We start from the raw sequence: 16,511 nt of genomic DNA on the forward strand, positions 1-16,511 counted from the left end.
CAACTCTTTTAATATTGAAATAAATCAGCTTGGATTTGTCCACTTTGTAAAAAAAGCGACTTTTCTTGCCGGCACTATCTAATCGAATGTTCCAACAATCATTTCTTAATTTCGACCTAAAATAACAATAATTTTAACCTTATCTACAATTAAGTTAATGATAAAAGTACCAGCCCTAAAGGCCTTTGACACTTTAAGGTCTGAGAAAAACCTTCGGCGTATTTGTTCTCGAAGGTATTTAATGCTCATTCATTGTTAGTCCCAGGCTAGGGTTGTTTATTTATCAAGATGTCTTCTGCTATGTCCATCTGGCTCTTGAGGAGTCACACATACCATCTTACAACTTTTAATAATACAACGGTAATCTTAAAGCCTGCCTTTAAGAATACAAGGATAATTTTAAACCCAAACCGCAACGCTGTTAAAAATTCGCATTAATTTATAAAATCCGCAGACAAAAAAACCGATGACATACGCCATCGGTTCTTAATTTATTAACTAATTATATTCTTAGATTGAAATACTGATCATAAATGCAGCAGCAAAACCAAGGATAGCATAAAGCTCTGGGAATACGGCAAGAATCAGAGTATTACCAAACACATCGTATCCACCACCGATTCCAGCGATACCGTTAGCGCAAACCTGTCCCTGGCGTATAGCAGAGAAAAGCCCTACCAAACCAAGAGCTAATCCGGCACCAAATACGGCAGAAGCTTGTACCCAGGTAATATCTGCAGTTAAAACACCTGCAGTATTGAAAATAAAGAAGGCTCCAAAACCATAAAGTCCCTGCGTACCGGGAAGGGCACTTAACACAAGGTAGTTACCAAATGCATCCGCATTCTTTTTCATTGCTCCGATGGCAGCATTTCCACCAATTGATACTCCATAAGCACTTCCAATTCCTGTAAGTGCAATCATAATTCCGATTCCAATGTAAGCTAATACAATAGCGCTCATAATGTTATTTTTAAAAAGGTTATTTACTTATTTTTTTAAATGGTCTGTATTCAGCACCACCGCCGACATATCCGGCATTTTTATAAAATTCTACAAATGTAAGCCTCATTGGGTGAACAATTGACCCTAATGCTGCCATAAAAATATTTAGTCCATGCCCGAATATCAAGATTATCGCGGTTATAATCCATCCGACAACAGGAATATCCGGACTTAAGTCGAATGCCAAAGAATTAAACACCAGACCTAAAATTGCACTTGATAATCCCAGGGCAAACAAACGGATATAGGATAACAAATCACCTGCAAATCCAGTGACCATATTGTATGTATCCCATAATCCGGCCCCAATATTCAACAGAATATTTCCCTTCGGGTTATTAAAGATAAAAATACCCAATCCGGCTATTCCGATCAATATCAAATGAGCAACAGACCACATCCATTTTTCTTCTCCTCCTACAGCATCCAATATTACCATTACCGCTGTAGAGATAAAAAACAGAAACCATCCAGCCGCTGACAAAGAATATTTCCATCCTTCCTGGCGAATTTCATTGGCGACTTTTATGGCCATTCCAAACAGTATTTGAACAAAACCAAACAGTAAGGCCAGGTTAAACATTTCCTCGTCTGTAAGGAACGATTCTTTCATTCTGCTAAAAAATGGGATATCAACATTCATCAACTTGATTCCAAAGAATGTTCCGGTTATTGCACCAAACAGAACGGCAGCAGCCCCAAGCCATTGAACCAATGACAGGATCGGTTTCATATCTTTTGAAACCTTATACTTTGCAATTCCTGCGACCAGTACAAACAACAATCCGTATCCGGCATCACCAAAACAAAATCCAAAGAACAGGAAAAAGAAAGGTGCAAAAAACGGCGTTAAGTCTATCTCAGCATAAGTAGGCAGCGAAAACAATTTGCCAATTGGCTCAAACAACTTAGAAAACCTGCCGTTTTTAAGCAATACAGGCGCTTTATCAAATTTAGATGATTTGGCTCGCAAATAATAAACCGACTCGTTCTTAAGATAAGCCTCAAACTCTTCATCTTTGGACTCAGGAACCCAGCCCTCAATTATTTTTATCTTACCTTCAGCCTCCTCATTGGCATTACTAATAAAATTCGCATCATTCAGTTTATCCTGAACATATTGCTCATATTCATCCAATACTGACTTTCCTTTTTCTGCAATAAAATCCAGTTCTTTTTCCAATCGTTGAATTTTATCCTTTACCAGTTTCAATTCCCTTTGCACAGCGCTCAGGTCCTTTTTTGGAATCTTGATTTCGTCAGCATCAAGTTCTATCGACTGATTCTCGTTATCGTAAAAGACAAAATATACAAAACCTCTATCCTCATTGATTTTGGCAATACTATATTGGCTTTCCCATTCAGTCTGATATTTTTTTGCGGAACAATAAAAAAATCGGGTTTCAATACCTTCATTTTTTAGAAGTTGAATTGTTTTCCAGCTAAAATTACCCCAAGGGTTCAGGGCATCCACTTCCTTGATTAAATGTTGCTTCTCGTGACGAAGTGCCTCAAGCGATGAATTTTTGTCTTTCACCATATCTATAAGCGCTATACCCGATTGAGGAATATCCACTTCAACATCCTGCTGGGCCTCTTTCCTGCTTATAAAACTTTTTTGATATCGCTTGATTTCGTTCAATAACTGAACGTAATCTATAATTTCGGCACCCGGCTCAATATCCCTTTCCTCCACATGCAGCACACCTCTCTCTTTCAAATTCCCCTTGAAATCGGAAAAATCCGCATGATGAACTAAAAATGAATATTTAAACATTGGTATAATCATGACACCACCTCCATTTCTGCCTGCGCTTGCTGGCGCGTTTTCACGATTTTTTGTGCCGATTTAGAAAGGTTCTCTTCATCCTCCAGGAATCGTTTAATCTTTCTGATGGCATCTTTATAACCAGGTATCTGTACCTTTTCGTATAAGTTAACCTTTTGTGTTGTTTTTTTACGGGCTATATCCAACAATTGCATTTTGCGCACGAACACCTCACGCTCAATACCAATCTTTGCCAGACTCTCCACAATTTTAACACCGTCTATAAACCACACCGGTTTACTAAAAAGTGCAAACGGCTCTTTTTTAAATACAACATCCTTGAGCACGGGGGTTTGAACACCTGCAATTTTCTTGCTTTCCAGCACCACATCTTCAATAGATATGGCTTGCATATCAAATTCTCCCCACAGTCGCGATATCTTATCTAAATCAGCCATTTGGGTTTCAAGGTTGTGCCCGAGCTCATCGGCTCGCTTTTTTGCTCTTTTCACCTCAATACGCAACGCAGCTTCTTTGTTCTGAAGCGTGGGCAAAGCTTTCTCTCGTATCTTGAGCTGCTTGTCCATTTGCTGCTGCGAGGTTTTATTATATTGAAACTTTACGGCCATATTCTTAAGTTGAAAGTTACTAAAGTTTTAAAGTTGAAAGCATTTGTACTTTTAACTTTAAACTTAGTACTTATTTTTTCCAATATTTGTCCACAAATTCCTGACGCACTACCACCTCTTCACGAGAGAAATTTTTCTGGAATAGTCCCCAGGTTATATCTAACATCTTCTCTGTATCGATATTGATATCTACCGCCAAAATTTCATGAGAATATTCTTTTGCGAATTGTAATGTACGCTCATCATAATCAGTCAGGTCAAAACCATTTTCCTGTTTGGTTTTAGCGTTGGCAGCATCTGCATATAAACGAATCGCTGCGTTCATCACCTGAGGATGGTCTTCGCGGGTTTGTTTTCCAATCACCAGCTGCTTCAAACGCGACAAGCTTCGGAATGGATCAACAATTACCTTACCTATATCCGAATCCATACGTAAGAACAACTGCCCCTCGGTAATATACCCGGTATTATCCGGAATAGCGTGGGTAATATCTCCACTGTTTAACGTAGTTACGGCAATAATAGTGATAGAACCCCCATGAGGGAACTGTACTGCTTTTTCGTATATTTTAGCCAAATCAGAATATAGAGAACCCGGCATACTGTCTTTAGAAGGAATCTGATCCATACGGTTCGAAACGATTGACAGGGCATCTGCATAAAGCGTCATATCCGTCAAAAGAACCAATACTTTTTGCTGTTTCTCTGCCGCAAAATATTCTGCTGCTGTCAATGCCATATCCGGAATCAAAAGACGCTCTACCGGTGGATCTTCCGTTGTGTTTACGAAACTTACGATCCGGTCAAGGGCTCCCGCATTATCGAAGATATTTTTAAAGTACAGATAATCATCATTTGATAAGCCCATACCTCCCAAAATAATCTTATCTGCTTCCGCTCTAAGCGCCACATTGGCCATCACCTGATTATAAGGTTGATCCGGGTCGGCAAAGAAAGGGATCTTCTGACCTGTTACCAGCGTGTTATTCAAGTCGATACCTGCAATACCGGTTGCAATCAGCTGCGAAGGCTGTTTTCTGCGAACCGGGTTCACAGAAGGACCTCCTGTTTCAACCACTTGTCCTTCCACTTCCGGGCCTCCATCAATTGGATCGCCAAAAGCATTGAAAAAACGACCGGCTAATTGGTCTCCTACTTTTAATTGCGGTGGACGCCCTAAAAACACCACCTCGGCGTTAGTAGGGATGCCTTCCGTACCGCCAAATACCTGCAGAACAACCTCATCCCTCATAATTTTTACCACCTGAGCCATACGACCATCCACTACCGCCATCTCGTCATAACCAACATCGTTAGCTTTTATGGTTACTGTGGCCTTGGTCAGGTTGGCAATTTTAGTATATACTTTTTGAAATGCTTGCGTTTCCATGCATCTATAATTTTTAATTTAAGCGTTCTTTCATGATTTCTTCCAACTCACCTTCGTAAGTTTTAAACCTATCAGAATCCTGCTCGGAATAGTTCATCTGTTTAAGCTGATTGATAAGACGCTTAAAGAATCCGTTCACATCTTCGAAAGTGTCAAAACTGAACTTCATATCGGTTATACCTAATACCTTCTCCAGCATATATTTTTGACGTGGCATTGGACAGTTAGCATCAATCTTATCGAAAGAATCCTGCTGAAGAATAACCGCATCAATCAATTCCGAGTTCCAGAAACGCTCATGAAATTCCAATGGCACACCATCATCTCCCAGAATGTTGATTTGCTCCTGAGCCTCGCGGCCTCTCAGCAGCAAAGTTTTGGTCTTATTTACATTCTCCAGCCAGTTCTCGCCCACATTCTCCTTTAAATAACCCATTACCTCAGGATATTCGAGGTACTTAGAATAACTGTCAATGGGGTCGATAGCCGGATAGCGCTTACTATCGGCTCGGCTCTGGTTTAGTCCGTAGAAACAACGTGCTGCTTTACGGGTAGATTCCGTTACCGGTTCTTTAAGGTTACCACCGGCTGGCGACACAGTACCTATAAAGGTAATGGATCCCGACTCTCCGTTATTTAGATAAACGAAACCTGCACGCGCATAAAAGCTTGATATAATGGCGGTCAAGTCCATTGGAAAGGCATCTGGCCCGGGAAGTTCTTCCAAACGGTTACTCATCTCTCGAAGCGCCTGAGCCCAACGGGAAGTCGAGTCGGCCATTAACAATACTTTCAGCCCCATGGAGCGATAGTATTCTCCGAGCGTCATCGCTGTGTAAACAGAAGCCTCACGAGCAGCCACCGGCATATTAGATGTATTGGCAATAATAGTTGTACGCTCAATCAACTTGCGTCCGGTCCTTGGGTCTTCCAACTCCGGGAATTCCGTAAATATTTCCACCACCTCGTTGGCACGTTCTCCACAGGCAGCAATAATTACAATATCCGCCTCCCCAAACTTAGAAATGGCATGTTGCAACACGGTTTTACCAGTACCAAAAGGACCCGGGATAAATCCTGTTCCTCCTTCTGTAATTGGATTCAGCGTATCTAATGTCCTTACACCTGTTTGCAGTAATTTGAACGGACGTGGCTTTTCTTTGTAAGCTTTAACAGCCATCTTCACCGGCCACTTTTGTACCATGGTCAAATCAATGTCATTACCTTCTTTGTCAGTAATAGTGGCAACTACATCATCAACGGTATATTCGCCGGCTTTAACCACGTTTTTAACTGAATAAGTCCCCTCAAATTTAAAAGGAACCATAATACGATGTGGCATACTGTTTTCCGGAACTTCTCCTAGCCACGAACCGGCGCTTACTTCATCACCGGCTTTGGCAATAGGCGTCCAGTCCCATTTTTTTTCTCTGTCTAAAGGATCGGTGTAGTCTCCCCTTTTCAGAAAGACGCCTTCCATTTTATCCAGATCATTTTGAAGGCCATCGTAGTTTCTAGAAAGGATACCTGGTCCCAAGGTTACTTCAAGCAAGTGACCTTCGAACTCCACTTTCGCTCCTACTTTTAGCCCACGGGTACTTTCAAAAACCTGTACGTAAACATTCTTACCCATAATTTTAATTACCTCAGCCATCAACTTGCTTTCAGGATGCTGGATAAAACAAATTTCGTTTTGGGCCACAGGTCCATCAACCTCTACAATTACAAGGTTGGCTATAATACCGGCTACCACACCGGTGGTTTTATTTTTTCTTTCCATGGCTTAATTTATATTCTTCAGGAAATTCGTAACTGCTTTCCAATTCGCTCAATAATTTTTGGAACATTTTTCTGCCTTCCTCTTCATCTAAGGCCCTCCATCGTTCAACTATCAATAATTTATATACAAACGCCAATACCCTTTCCACTGTAAAATAGTTAAAGAAAGTGCTTTCGTCGAGATAGTTCCATTTTAGGCGATCTATTTTAAGCTCGCGCTCCAAAATATTTTCATCTTCATATATCTGAATCAGAGATTCAACATACTCCAGTTCATTGGCCAAACCAAAGTCCCTCGATCTGCTCTTTACCAAAGCTTCAACAACCTCTCCATCTCCAATCAACTCTTTTTCATATTCCATATCGTACTTACGACCGGTAAGGGATGTAAATATGTTTTTTTGGTTGATCTCAAAATCAAGAAACTCGTTTAAAAACGTATTGGAGAATTGCCTTAGGTAATCAGAATACATCCTGAATAAAATCACCTCAGCATCTGCACTTTTAACGGGTTCCTCTGCATACAGTATTTTGTTTGCAAAATCCACGAAGTAGGCGGGGAACTCATGATCTTCCAGAGCTTCCAACCGTTTTTTATCCGTTAAAGTTTCCAGCTCCAGGGTGCTATAATTTCCCCTTGGATCGAATTCCTTTTTTTGATAAAACAATAAATCAATAAGATTGTAATGGTCGAAAGGCAAATATAATGCACGTACCAAGCTAAAGTCCCGTTCAGCCAATTCCTCATGCAGCATTTCCCTGAGGGTAATAGATGTGAACAAAACTTTTTTGTCACCCAATAAAATATCAGGCAAGCCGGCAACCAGACAGTAATAATTTTTTGCCATGCTGTTTATTCTTCAAATAATAATTGATTGGTTTTAGACCGTAGGAAAGACTTAAAGAAGTTTTGGAAATCTCCCTCGGTAAAGCTGATGACATAACTACCATCTGATGGTCCTACTTTAAAACCCGCTTTCACAGTCGAATCGAGTTCAAAGGTCAAACCTTTGTTCATTTCGGCAGCAAAACTTTTAGTGATTTTTTTATCCAACTCAGTTTTTTCTGATTCCGGAAGGACAATATTGATATCAAAGTTACCCGTTTTACTCCATCCTTCCACCAATTTCGCGATTAAGGACTGAACATATTTTTTATCGGAAAATACCTCATTCACGGTTGGTTTAGTCACTGCGACGGTTATACTGTTCCCAATTTTCTGGCGCAGTGAAGAAATGGCCTGTTGAGACGCCAATTTTATTTCAGCTTCAATGTTGCGCTGTATTTCCGCCGCTTTTTTTTCTGCTTCTTCTATTGCAGCAGAAGCTTTTTGTTGTGCCTCTCCAACTATCTTTTCGGCCTCTTGCCTGGCCTTATCAATGATGGATTCAGCTTCTTCGTTGGCTTTTTGAACACCTTCGGAATACAGCTTATCCGTCAGTTCCTGAAGTTTTGATTGCATGATAATTATTTATAGTTAACTTAAATATACCAGTAATAAAAGACGTTTTACTTTTCAATCGTTTAAGAACGTTTCCGTTCCTTCTATTTACAAAACAGGACGTTTTGTCTACCATCATACCATCTAATCCCGGAGTCTTCCAATTTTATTGAAAAATTTGTACAATTTAAAGTTTCTTTTAGAAAATATAACGATAATTTACAATGTTTTTTAAATTTTGCGCCTATTCACAGAAACACATAATATTTGACCATTAGGATGAAGTCTTAAGTAGTTTATGTTTTTATTTGAATAAAACTACCTTTCTTTTGCGAATTCAGATATAATAATATAGACGAAACGTCAAATTTCCCTTTTCAAACACAATAAATGTGTGGTCAATTATTTTTTTTGAAAATTGCGTTGCTTTTCTTGCACATCCTAACACTTTATGTGCTTTTGGGTTTAAGTTTTATTAGAAAACAATATTAATAAAAATTTCATGGAAATTTTTATTAATATGAAATAGAGGTATGCCACCCAGCAATATTACCCTTCTAAAAAAACCGATACCACGACAGTTAATACCATATTTAAAAGACGGTTAACCTGACTCCTTCGTCCTATGGCTTGCAACCCTTTCGGGTAATAGTAATTGAAAACAAAGAACTCAGAATCATATTAAAAGAAGCTGCCTGGGGAAGGCCTCAAGTAATAGACGCTTCGCAAGTAGTTCTTTTTGCCACTAACAGTAACTTGGCGGTGCCAGAAGTTGATGAATTCTTAAACAGAATCTTCGAGATGACTGGAGCTTCACCCAAGTCTTTAACCCGCAATATGCATTTGAAATTCTATTACACATTGAAATTGTTTCAAAACAAGACACTCCGCTACTTCACTTCAACTCACCAGAACGATGCTATGCCTCGTTTCAGTAAAGCCTTGTTTTATTGCACTTTCAATGTTCATGACGAAGTTCTAATGCATAATCCGGGATTAATGCATGCCCAATGGAAGGATTTGAACCGGCTACGGTTGATAATTAGTTTAAAAAACTGAACTTAAACAGCATAACGATGGCTACAATTGGCTTTAGATCAGACAATGACAATTGCCGGCACCAACCGAAAGTGAGAAAACGGCTTGAAAATCTTATGGTAATGATATAAAAAATGCGCCTTAGATATTTAACCTAAGGCGCATCATCCAAAATGTGTATTTGTATGTTATTTCTTTAAGAACTTAACCACTTTTTTAGATACCAAATCTTCTAATACGATTTGGTAGAGTCCATTATTAAGCTCTGATAGATCATAAGCGGTTTCTTCACCTCCCGGCAAATCAAATATTTTAACCGCTACTCCTGACACACTCATGACCCTAACCGTTACCATGTCCGATTCGAACCCGGTTAAATCAATGGTAACAGGACCCTCTGATGGGTTAGGAAATACGCCATAACCGGTATTTTCTAATTCCGGAACCGCCGTAGACAGATTACCTGCTTTTAAACTCCATGCATATTGTTCCGGCTCAAAAATATTGTCCCACTTAATGTAGTATGTTTTATTCGCAGTTACGCTTAACACAAGCTCCGATTGCAAACCATTCGCGTCATCACTAAATGCAACCCTCTCCGAATCACAACCTTCGTATACTTCAAGATAAGTATCTTCACTGGTTAATTGGGCTGCAGTAATGGTTATATCACCATCTTCAAAAGCTACAAAACGAAACCATTTATCCGTTCCTGAATCATGATCTATCGGTGCTTCGTTCAAGTTATATACATCAATAGCATCGCTGCACCTTTCGCCTGCCTGCCAATTACTTTCGCCAATACTCCAGTTGATACTTGTATTAGTAGTAGAATTATGCAGTGCAATAAGATAAGTTCTTCCTAATTCTCCATTAATAGCTACTTTGTGCGGATTCCAGTTATCATCATTGTTCAAAGATGTTGTATAGCTACAGTCATCAAAGACAGCAATTTCGCAGTCCTCAGCATTAGCGTTTGTTATTTCCACGGTAATCTTACCATTACGACTCGCAGTAAACTGAAACCAACGGTAATCATTTGTAGGAACCGTAGATTGAATACTTCCTGTTGAAGCTTGTAATGGATCGCTACAAAATTCACCCTGCGCAGCTTGCGATTCCGTCAAAAACCATTCGAAATCCTGACTGGTATATGCGCTTCTCCAGCATATCCAGTATGTTAAGCCACTGATCACTTCAAAATCAACTTCCGATTGAGTTTCGCAATAATCATCACTAAAAGTAAACGACTCTAGATCGCACCCGTCAAAAATCTCTACGTAAGTATTTGCTGTTGTTTGCCCGCAGGAGGAAACGGTAACTTTACCGTTGGTTGTTGCAGTGTATTTAAACCACTGATCCCCTAAAGAGTTGTCTGAAACATTAAGTCCCTGAAGCACAGATACTGCTTCGTCGCAGGCTTGCCCCCCCTGGGCAAAGGATGTTTGTATCGCCAGTCCCCAAACTAATAGCGACAATAAAGTAAATTTAAGCATATCAAAATTGTGTTGTGTTGTGTTGTTGTGTCGTTGAAAATTTTACACTCTTTATTTTTATCTTCTTCAATAAACGCTATCGTTAGTTTAACCTTCCATCAATTTTCCCCAAAATCAAACTATCGGTCAAACCAAAACTTAGCCAGCTCCATCTTCTTCAATTTTCATTCGTCAATCTAAATCATACTTTAACAATTCGATTTTGACAGTTTGTCAACATTAACGAATGTAAAAACAAAAGGTTTCAAAATTACATCTCTCAAACTAATTTGTAACAAATCTAAATTAGAAATATATTTTAGTCCATTAATTATCAGTACTTTAATGCTCAAGCACACCAAGCGTTACAATTAATAAGATCTCCCAAAAAATAGTTAAATGTGAAACGGTATCGTGATTGACCAGTTAAATAAACGGCATTAACAATACAGTTATTGTATCCGAATCGGAATCCAATGTGAAGTGTAGGCAGCGCAAAAGTATAAAACATTTACAAATACCAAATATCTTATGATATCCGGCAACATTAATTAACTTTTTTTAAGCATCACTGCGCATTCTACAGCGTCTTTTGTATTGACAATAATACTAAGCCACTATTTTTATACTTTTGCAGAAACAATTAATGATACAAGCATTGGATACGAACATACTTCTCATTAGTCCGCCATTTACGCAGCTGAACACACCATACCCTGCTTCGCCATATCTAAAGGGTTTTCTGGGCAGCAAGAACATTAAGTCTTTTCAAGTCGATCTGGGGCTTGAAGTAATTTTGAAAATCTTTTCCAAAGGAGGACTTCGGGAAATATTCGACTTAGTGGATAATATTGATGACGATCTATCCGAGAATGGCTGCAGAATCATTTCTTTAAAAGAAAAATACATTCATGCTATTGACCATGTTATTTCATTTTTACAGGGTAACAACGACATGCTTGCCCATAGCATTTGCTCCGAGACATTTTTACCGAAAGCATCACGCTTTGATCAAACCGATGATTTGGATTGGTCCTTTGGGAACATGGGAATCCGGGATAGGGCAAGACATCTGGCAACCTTGTTCCTCGAAGACATTTCGGATTTCATTGTAGAAAACATTGATCCTCACTTTGGTTTTAGCAGATATGCCGAAAGACTCAGTTCCTCTGCCTTTTATTTCGATTCTATTTATCATGAATTAAACGAGGACAACTCACTTATCGTGCAATTTCAGCTGGATATCCTAAAACGCTATCTTGAAAACGAACAACCAAGTCTATTGGCCTTAACCGTTCCGTTTCCGGGCAATTTATTTGCTGCGCTTAAATGTGGGGAATTTGCAAAAAAGAACTATCCAAATATCAAAGTATGCCTGGGAGGCGGCTATGCTAACACGGAATTACGATCGATAAGTGATCCCCGAATATTTGAATACGTAGATTTCATCACCTTGGACGATGGAGAAATACCTCTTTACAATATCATCGAGTACATCGAAGGCAAACGATCGGCAGATACGCTCAAAAGAACATTCATAACAAAAAACGGCGAGGTTATATTTATTGACAACTCCGAAGATAAAGATATTTCCTTCAGGCAATCCATCTGCCCCGATTACAGCAACCTTAAAATAGATCAATATATTTCAGTGATTGAGGTTACCAACCCCATGCACCGACTTTGGAGCGATGGATTCTGGAATAAACTAACCATGGCGCACGGATGCTATTGGGGCAGATGCACCTTTTGCGACACAACTTTAGATTACATTTCCAGGTTCGAACCTGCAACCGCAAGCACCATCTGCGATAAAATGGAAAAGATTATGGCCGTTACCGGTCAGTCGGGCTTTCATTTCGTTGATGAAGCCGCACCTCCTGCACTCATGATTGCCTTAGCAAAAGAAATTATCCGCAGAAAGTTGGACGTAATTTGGTGGACAAATGTGCGTTTCGAAACCAGCTTCACCAAAGATGTATGCATTCTATTAAAAAGATCGGGCTGCATAGCTGTTTCGGGAGGGTTGGAGGTAGCCTCAAACAGAATTCTATCCTTGATCAACAAAGGGGTTAGCATTGAAAAAGTAGCGCTAGCGTGTAAAAATTTCACCCAAGCTGGTATATTGACGCATGCCTACCTGATGTACGGATTCCCCACCCAAACTACGCAAGAAACGATTGATTCCCTAGAGGTAGTTAGGCAACTTTTTGAACAGCAAATAGTACACTCAGGGTTTTGGCATCAGTTTGCGCTTACAGTGCATAGCCCGGTTGGAAAAAACCCAAACCGATTTCAAGTCCAAATAAAGAACCCGGAAACAAATCCGTTTGCAAACAATGACCTGGAACACGTGGACCCAACGGGGGCGCCGCATCAAAAATTCAGTTCCGGGCTTAAAAAGTCACTATTTAATTTTATGCACGATGTTGGATTTGACCTTCCCTTGCAAGACTGGTTCGAATTTAAGGTTCCAAATACCAGTGTTCCTTACAACTTAATTTCCAAAGCACTTGACGGCACCTCCCAAGGAGAACCCATGCCAAACAGCAAACTTATTTGGATGGAAAACACACCGGATGCCAGGTATTACAGTCGAAAAAAGAAAGGCAAATCGCAAGAAATGTGCGAGCTTACATTTTATCTCTCCTCCGAAACAACCCGGATGAACATAAAGGCATCATTGGCACCATGGCTTATCTCCTTGTTGGAAAGATGCTCAATAGGTAACAAGACAAATCCCACCTTTAAGGAGGTCCAGGAAGACTTTTCCAGAAACAACCTAGGCGATTTTTCCGTTTTTTGGCAAAGCTTCACCTTAAAACAATTAAAACTTTTTGGATTGTTAAACATCTAATCGCATATTTGATCTATGACAAAGCTTATAAAAATAATAACCCTGTTCCTGTGCAATTCGCTCTTTGCGACACATGCGCAAGAGCTGACGCATTATCTTTTGCCCGCCCCCCGGGAAATAAATATTGATAAAGGATACCTGAACGAAATACAAGGAGCTGTTATCCCGAACCACAACTTTATTGAACTGATAGAAAACATCTCTCCCTTTGATATAGTTGGCGACGTTAAAACCCATTCTTCCCCGCTTACGATCAATACTTTCTCTCTTGAAATCGATAGTGCCCTCCGCAACAAACAAGCCTATTGCCTAACCATTGATTCCACTTCGGTAAAAATTGTTGGCAGGGACAATGCGGCTCTTTTTTATGGCAAACAAACGCTCCAACAAATATTGCAATACAGTAAGGATACCGGCAAGCCAATACCGTGTTTGTCGATTACGGACTGGCCCGATTTCGAGCGTAGAGGATACATGCTTGACATTAGCCGGGATAAAGTACCAACCATGGAAACGTTATACCAATTAATTGATATGCTTGCCCTATGGAAAATTAACGAGTTCCAGCTGTATACCGAACATACATTCGCCTATAAAAACCATCGAACAGTATGGAAAGACGCCAGTCCGATAACAGCAGAAGAGGTACGGATGATTGACGCTTATTGCAAAGCCAAATTTATCGATTTGGTTCCGAATCAAAATTCGTTCGGGCACATGGAAAATTGGCTTATGCATGACCAATACCTTCATTTAGCCGAATGCCCTACCGACTGCAATACTATTTGGGGAACCAGAAGCAGACATAGTTTAAACCCCTTACTTCCGGAATCCTTTGATTTGATGCAAGAATTATATGCTGAATTACTCCCAAATTTCAGTAGCCAGTATTTTAACATAGGATGTGACGAAACCGTGGAATTGGGAAATGGCTTATCGAAACAGGAATGCCAAAAACACGGGAAAGGTAAAGTATACCTCGATTTTGTAAAAAAACTTAATTCCGAAGTCAACAAACACGGGAGAAAAGCACAATTTTGGGGCGATATTATATTAAAACACCCGGAGTTAATTTCGTCAATCCCCGAAAACATGACCGCCATGGTATGGGGTTACGATAGCAAATATCCTTTTGAGGAAAATTTACCAAAATTTGAAGAGGCAGGCCTAGACTATTATGTATGTCCCGGCACTTCTACCTGGCGCTCCATCATAGGCAGAAACAAGGATGCTTTCACTAACCTCGGGAGAGCTGCACAATACGGCAAGAAGTTTGGTGCAAAAGGTTATTTAAACACAAACTGGGGCGATTGGGGACACTGGCAACCTCTATCCGTTTGTTACCCTACTCTTGCAACAGGCGCCGCATATTCGTGGAATGCCCAGATGGATCCAATGGAATTAATACCAACGGCTCTGAACAAATTCATTTTCAAAGATAGCACAGGTAATCTAACAAAAGCTTTACTGAAATTGGGCGATGCCTACCTTGCTTGCGAAATCCCCGAGGGGAATGCCAATGCATTCCACTTAATGTTGCGCAGATACAGATGGACAATGAAAGGTCATTATCAAACAAAAATGCTTAAAAAGAAAAACCTGTTAAAAGCCGAGCAGGAAATCGACACGGCTATACTGCTATTGGATCAATCTGCACCAATGAGTCGCGACGCTCAAATTACTGTAGATGAAATAAAACAAGCCGCAATGCTTGCCAAGCATGGTATTCACCTAGGGCTAGCTCGCTTAAACGCTAAACAGCTCGCTACGGAAAACATTAGTCCTGATACTTTACAAATTTTAGCCAATGAACTTGATACATTAATTAAAAAACACGACGAACTATGGACAATCCGGAACAGGGAAGGTGGATTACAACGTTCCGGTCAAAAGTTAAATGATTTGCTCGAATTTTATAAAGCCATCGATTAACCGGCACATTTAACCACCTGCTTTGTCATTTATACTCTGGATACTCGATAGTCTTTGCACAACGAATCAATTCTTCCAAATCGCTATTAGACATTTCAATATTCAGCCAAAGGAAAGCATACTCCAACGAGCTAAAAATATGTATGTTTCGTGCCACTCCGGGTTGATACATTTTAAACAGAGTGGCCATGGCCACCTGATCCGACTCATCCGCCAGCAGCGCTAACTTATTCGTTAAAATTGCCGGGAAATTCTCCCTTAAGAAGAATACGAAATCTTTCACCTTTGCAATGTCCTTAGAAAACTTTGATGCTCGCAGATCAATTAAAAAGTTTTTTTTAGCAGTGACCTCCTCTTTCGCACACAGTATTTCTGTTAGGTGAATTAATTTATTTAATTCTACTAATCCTATATGCTTTTGTACAACCAGGTTGTATTCGCTTATCAATTTAAATTGTACCGTATAAGTTTCCTTCATCACAAGCTCTCATTTTTTCCGTCCTAATAGATAACCCCATTATTCGAGACAAACTTCCAATATTTTATTTATCATATTATATTTAAAAGATGTAATATTTCCCTCATTTATTTATCATATTTTTTTATACAACAAAAGTCCGTCTGATTATGGATACAATCAGAACGGACTTACGCCTTGTTTAGTGATAGATAGGTATTCAAGGAATGCAACAATTTGGGAATCAATAGCAAAAACACATATGAACACCACCACAAACAAGTTACTTAGCAACCTATATTTTAAATATCATTTATACTTCAATACGCTTCTCCACCATATACGTCTTTACCCAGCCATCTATGCGCCGCACCATGGGTTGAGAAGACCTGAATAAAGTAATGGTTCGACTTAATTAACTGCTGATAAACCATACAAATAGCTGTATACATGGGATCATTAAGTAACACCGCTACTTTTAGCAAATCAAATTTTTCACTCAGCAACGTATTGACTTCATTTAACTTAGCCAAATCTTTAAGACGAATGTTTGATCTGCACTTTTTTGCATTAATCACTAATTTATGGCTGGATGGCAAATGGTTAAAATCATCGGCATATTGCTTTATGGTATCAACAATATCATCAATTGTGATAAACCTGTTGATTTCTATCTCCATTATATCTTCACTTACCGAAACATTCATCACCATATCCTATTCCCCCATAGATTAAACCGT

General features: G+C 39.5%; 12 protein-coding genes. 2 read left to right on the forward strand and 10 right to left on the reverse strand.

What is annotated here, in order from left to right:
• Positions 1-510: 510 nt before the first annotated feature.
• From ACRD64_RS23265 to ACRD64_RS23300, 8 genes are all read right to left on the reverse strand, one after another.
• Positions 511-963 (reverse strand): V-type ATP synthase subunit K, encoded by a 453-nt coding sequence (locus ACRD64_RS23265; RefSeq protein WP_430936649.1) that lies wholly within the window; start codon positions 961-963, stop codon positions 511-513.
• A gap of 19 nt (positions 964-982) precedes the next feature.
• Positions 983-2,782 (reverse strand): V-type ATP synthase subunit I, encoded by a 1,800-nt coding sequence (locus ACRD64_RS23270; protein ID WP_430936651.1) that lies wholly within the window; start codon positions 2,780-2,782, stop codon positions 983-985.
• 8 nt (positions 2,783-2,790) lie between these two features.
• Positions 2,791-3,402 carry a V-type ATP synthase subunit D gene (locus tag ACRD64_RS23275; protein WP_430936653.1) on the reverse strand — a complete coding sequence of 204 codons (612 nt, stop codon included), beginning with the start codon at positions 3,400-3,402 and terminating at the stop codon, positions 2,791-2,793.
• Between the two features lie 70 nt (positions 3,403-3,472).
• The gene (locus ACRD64_RS23280; RefSeq protein WP_430936655.1) at positions 3,473-4,792 is read right to left on the reverse strand and encodes a V-type ATP synthase subunit B; all 1,320 of its coding nucleotides are present in this window, start codon (positions 4,790-4,792) and stop codon (positions 3,473-3,475) included.
• Between the two features lie 13 nt (positions 4,793-4,805).
• Entirely contained in the window at positions 4,806-6,572 is a 1,767-nt protein-coding gene (locus tag ACRD64_RS23285) for a V-type ATP synthase subunit A (RefSeq protein ID WP_430936657.1), read from the reverse strand.
• On the reverse strand, positions 6,556-7,419 hold the full coding sequence (locus ACRD64_RS23290; RefSeq protein ID WP_430936659.1) for a DUF2764 family protein: 864 nt from the start codon (positions 7,417-7,419) through the stop codon (positions 6,556-6,558). Before ACRD64_RS23290 ends, ACRD64_RS23285 begins: the two co-directional genes overlap by 17 nt.
• Positions 7,420-7,424: 5 nt before the next feature.
• Positions 7,425-8,033, reverse strand: coding sequence for a V-type ATP synthase subunit E family protein (locus tag ACRD64_RS23295; protein WP_430936661.1), 609 nt, complete (start codon positions 8,031-8,033; stop codon positions 7,425-7,427).
• A 1,205-nt stretch (positions 8,034-9,238) separates the two neighbouring features.
• Positions 9,239-10,546, reverse strand: coding sequence for a T9SS type A sorting domain-containing protein (locus tag ACRD64_RS23300; RefSeq protein WP_430936663.1), 1,308 nt, complete (start codon positions 10,544-10,546; stop codon positions 9,239-9,241).
• Positions 10,547-11,171: 625 nt separating this feature from the next.
• On the opposite strand from ACRD64_RS23300, the gene ACRD64_RS23305 reads away from it, so the two are divergent.
• Both ACRD64_RS23305 and ACRD64_RS23310 read left to right on the forward strand, forming a co-directional pair.
• Entirely contained in the window at positions 11,172-13,382 is a 2,211-nt protein-coding gene (locus ACRD64_RS23305; protein ID WP_430936665.1) for a B12-binding domain-containing radical SAM protein, read from the forward strand.
• A gap of 15 nt (positions 13,383-13,397) precedes the next feature.
• Positions 13,398-15,314, forward strand: coding sequence for a beta-N-acetylhexosaminidase (locus ACRD64_RS23310; protein WP_430936667.1), 1,917 nt, complete (start codon positions 13,398-13,400; stop codon positions 15,312-15,314).
• Positions 15,315-15,339: 25 nt separating this feature from the next.
• On the opposite strand, the gene ACRD64_RS23315 is transcribed toward ACRD64_RS23310, so the two are convergent.
• Together ACRD64_RS23315 and ACRD64_RS23320 are read right to left on the reverse strand one after the other, a co-directional pair.
• Entirely contained in the window at positions 15,340-15,795 is a 456-nt protein-coding gene (locus ACRD64_RS23315) for a hypothetical protein (protein ID WP_430936669.1), read from the reverse strand.
• Positions 15,796-16,091: 296 nt separating this feature from the next.
• On the reverse strand, positions 16,092-16,451 hold the full coding sequence (locus ACRD64_RS23320) for a hypothetical protein (protein WP_430936671.1): 360 nt from the start codon (positions 16,449-16,451) through the stop codon (positions 16,092-16,094).
• Positions 16,452-16,511 lie beyond the last annotated feature (60 nt).

The sequence above is a fragment of the Saccharicrinis sp. 156 genome, from assembly GCF_050589685.1.
In the GTDB taxonomy this organism is placed as follows: domain Bacteria; phylum Bacteroidota; class Bacteroidia; order Bacteroidales; family Marinilabiliaceae; genus Saccharicrinis.

Bases quoted from the DNA above. Each gene is read 5' to 3' on its own strand.
- ACRD64_RS23265 (WP_430936649.1), bottom strand. From the start codon at position 963: ATGAGCGCTATTGTATTAGCTTACATTGGAATCGGAATTATGATTGCA.
- ACRD64_RS23270 (WP_430936651.1), bottom strand. From the start codon at position 2,782: ATGTTTAAATATTCATTTTTAGTTCATCATGCGGATTTTTCCGATTTC.
- ACRD64_RS23275 (WP_430936653.1), bottom strand. From the start codon at position 3,402: ATGGCCGTAAAGTTTCAATATAATAAAACCTCGCAGCAGCAAATGGAC.
- ACRD64_RS23280 (WP_430936655.1), bottom strand. From the start codon at position 4,792: ATGGAAACGCAAGCATTTCAAAAAGTATATACTAAAATTGCCAACCTG.
- ACRD64_RS23285 (WP_430936657.1), bottom strand. From the start codon at position 6,572: ATGGAAAGAAAAAATAAAACCACCGGTGTGGTAGCCGGTATTATAGCC.
- ACRD64_RS23290 (WP_430936659.1), bottom strand. From the start codon at position 7,419: ATGGCAAAAAATTATTACTGTCTGGTTGCCGGCTTGCCTGATATTTTA.
- ACRD64_RS23295 (WP_430936661.1), bottom strand. From the start codon at position 8,033: ATGCAATCAAAACTTCAGGAACTGACGGATAAGCTGTATTCCGAAGGT.
- ACRD64_RS23300 (WP_430936663.1), bottom strand. From the start codon at position 10,546: ATGCTTAAATTTACTTTATTGTCGCTATTAGTTTGGGGACTGGCGATA.
- ACRD64_RS23305 (WP_430936665.1), top strand. From the start codon at position 11,172: ATGATACAAGCATTGGATACGAACATACTTCTCATTAGTCCGCCATTT.
- ACRD64_RS23310 (WP_430936667.1), top strand. From the start codon at position 13,398: ATGACAAAGCTTATAAAAATAATAACCCTGTTCCTGTGCAATTCGCTC.
- ACRD64_RS23320 (WP_430936671.1), bottom strand. From the start codon at position 16,451: ATGGAGATAGAAATCAACAGGTTTATCACAATTGATGATATTGTTGAT.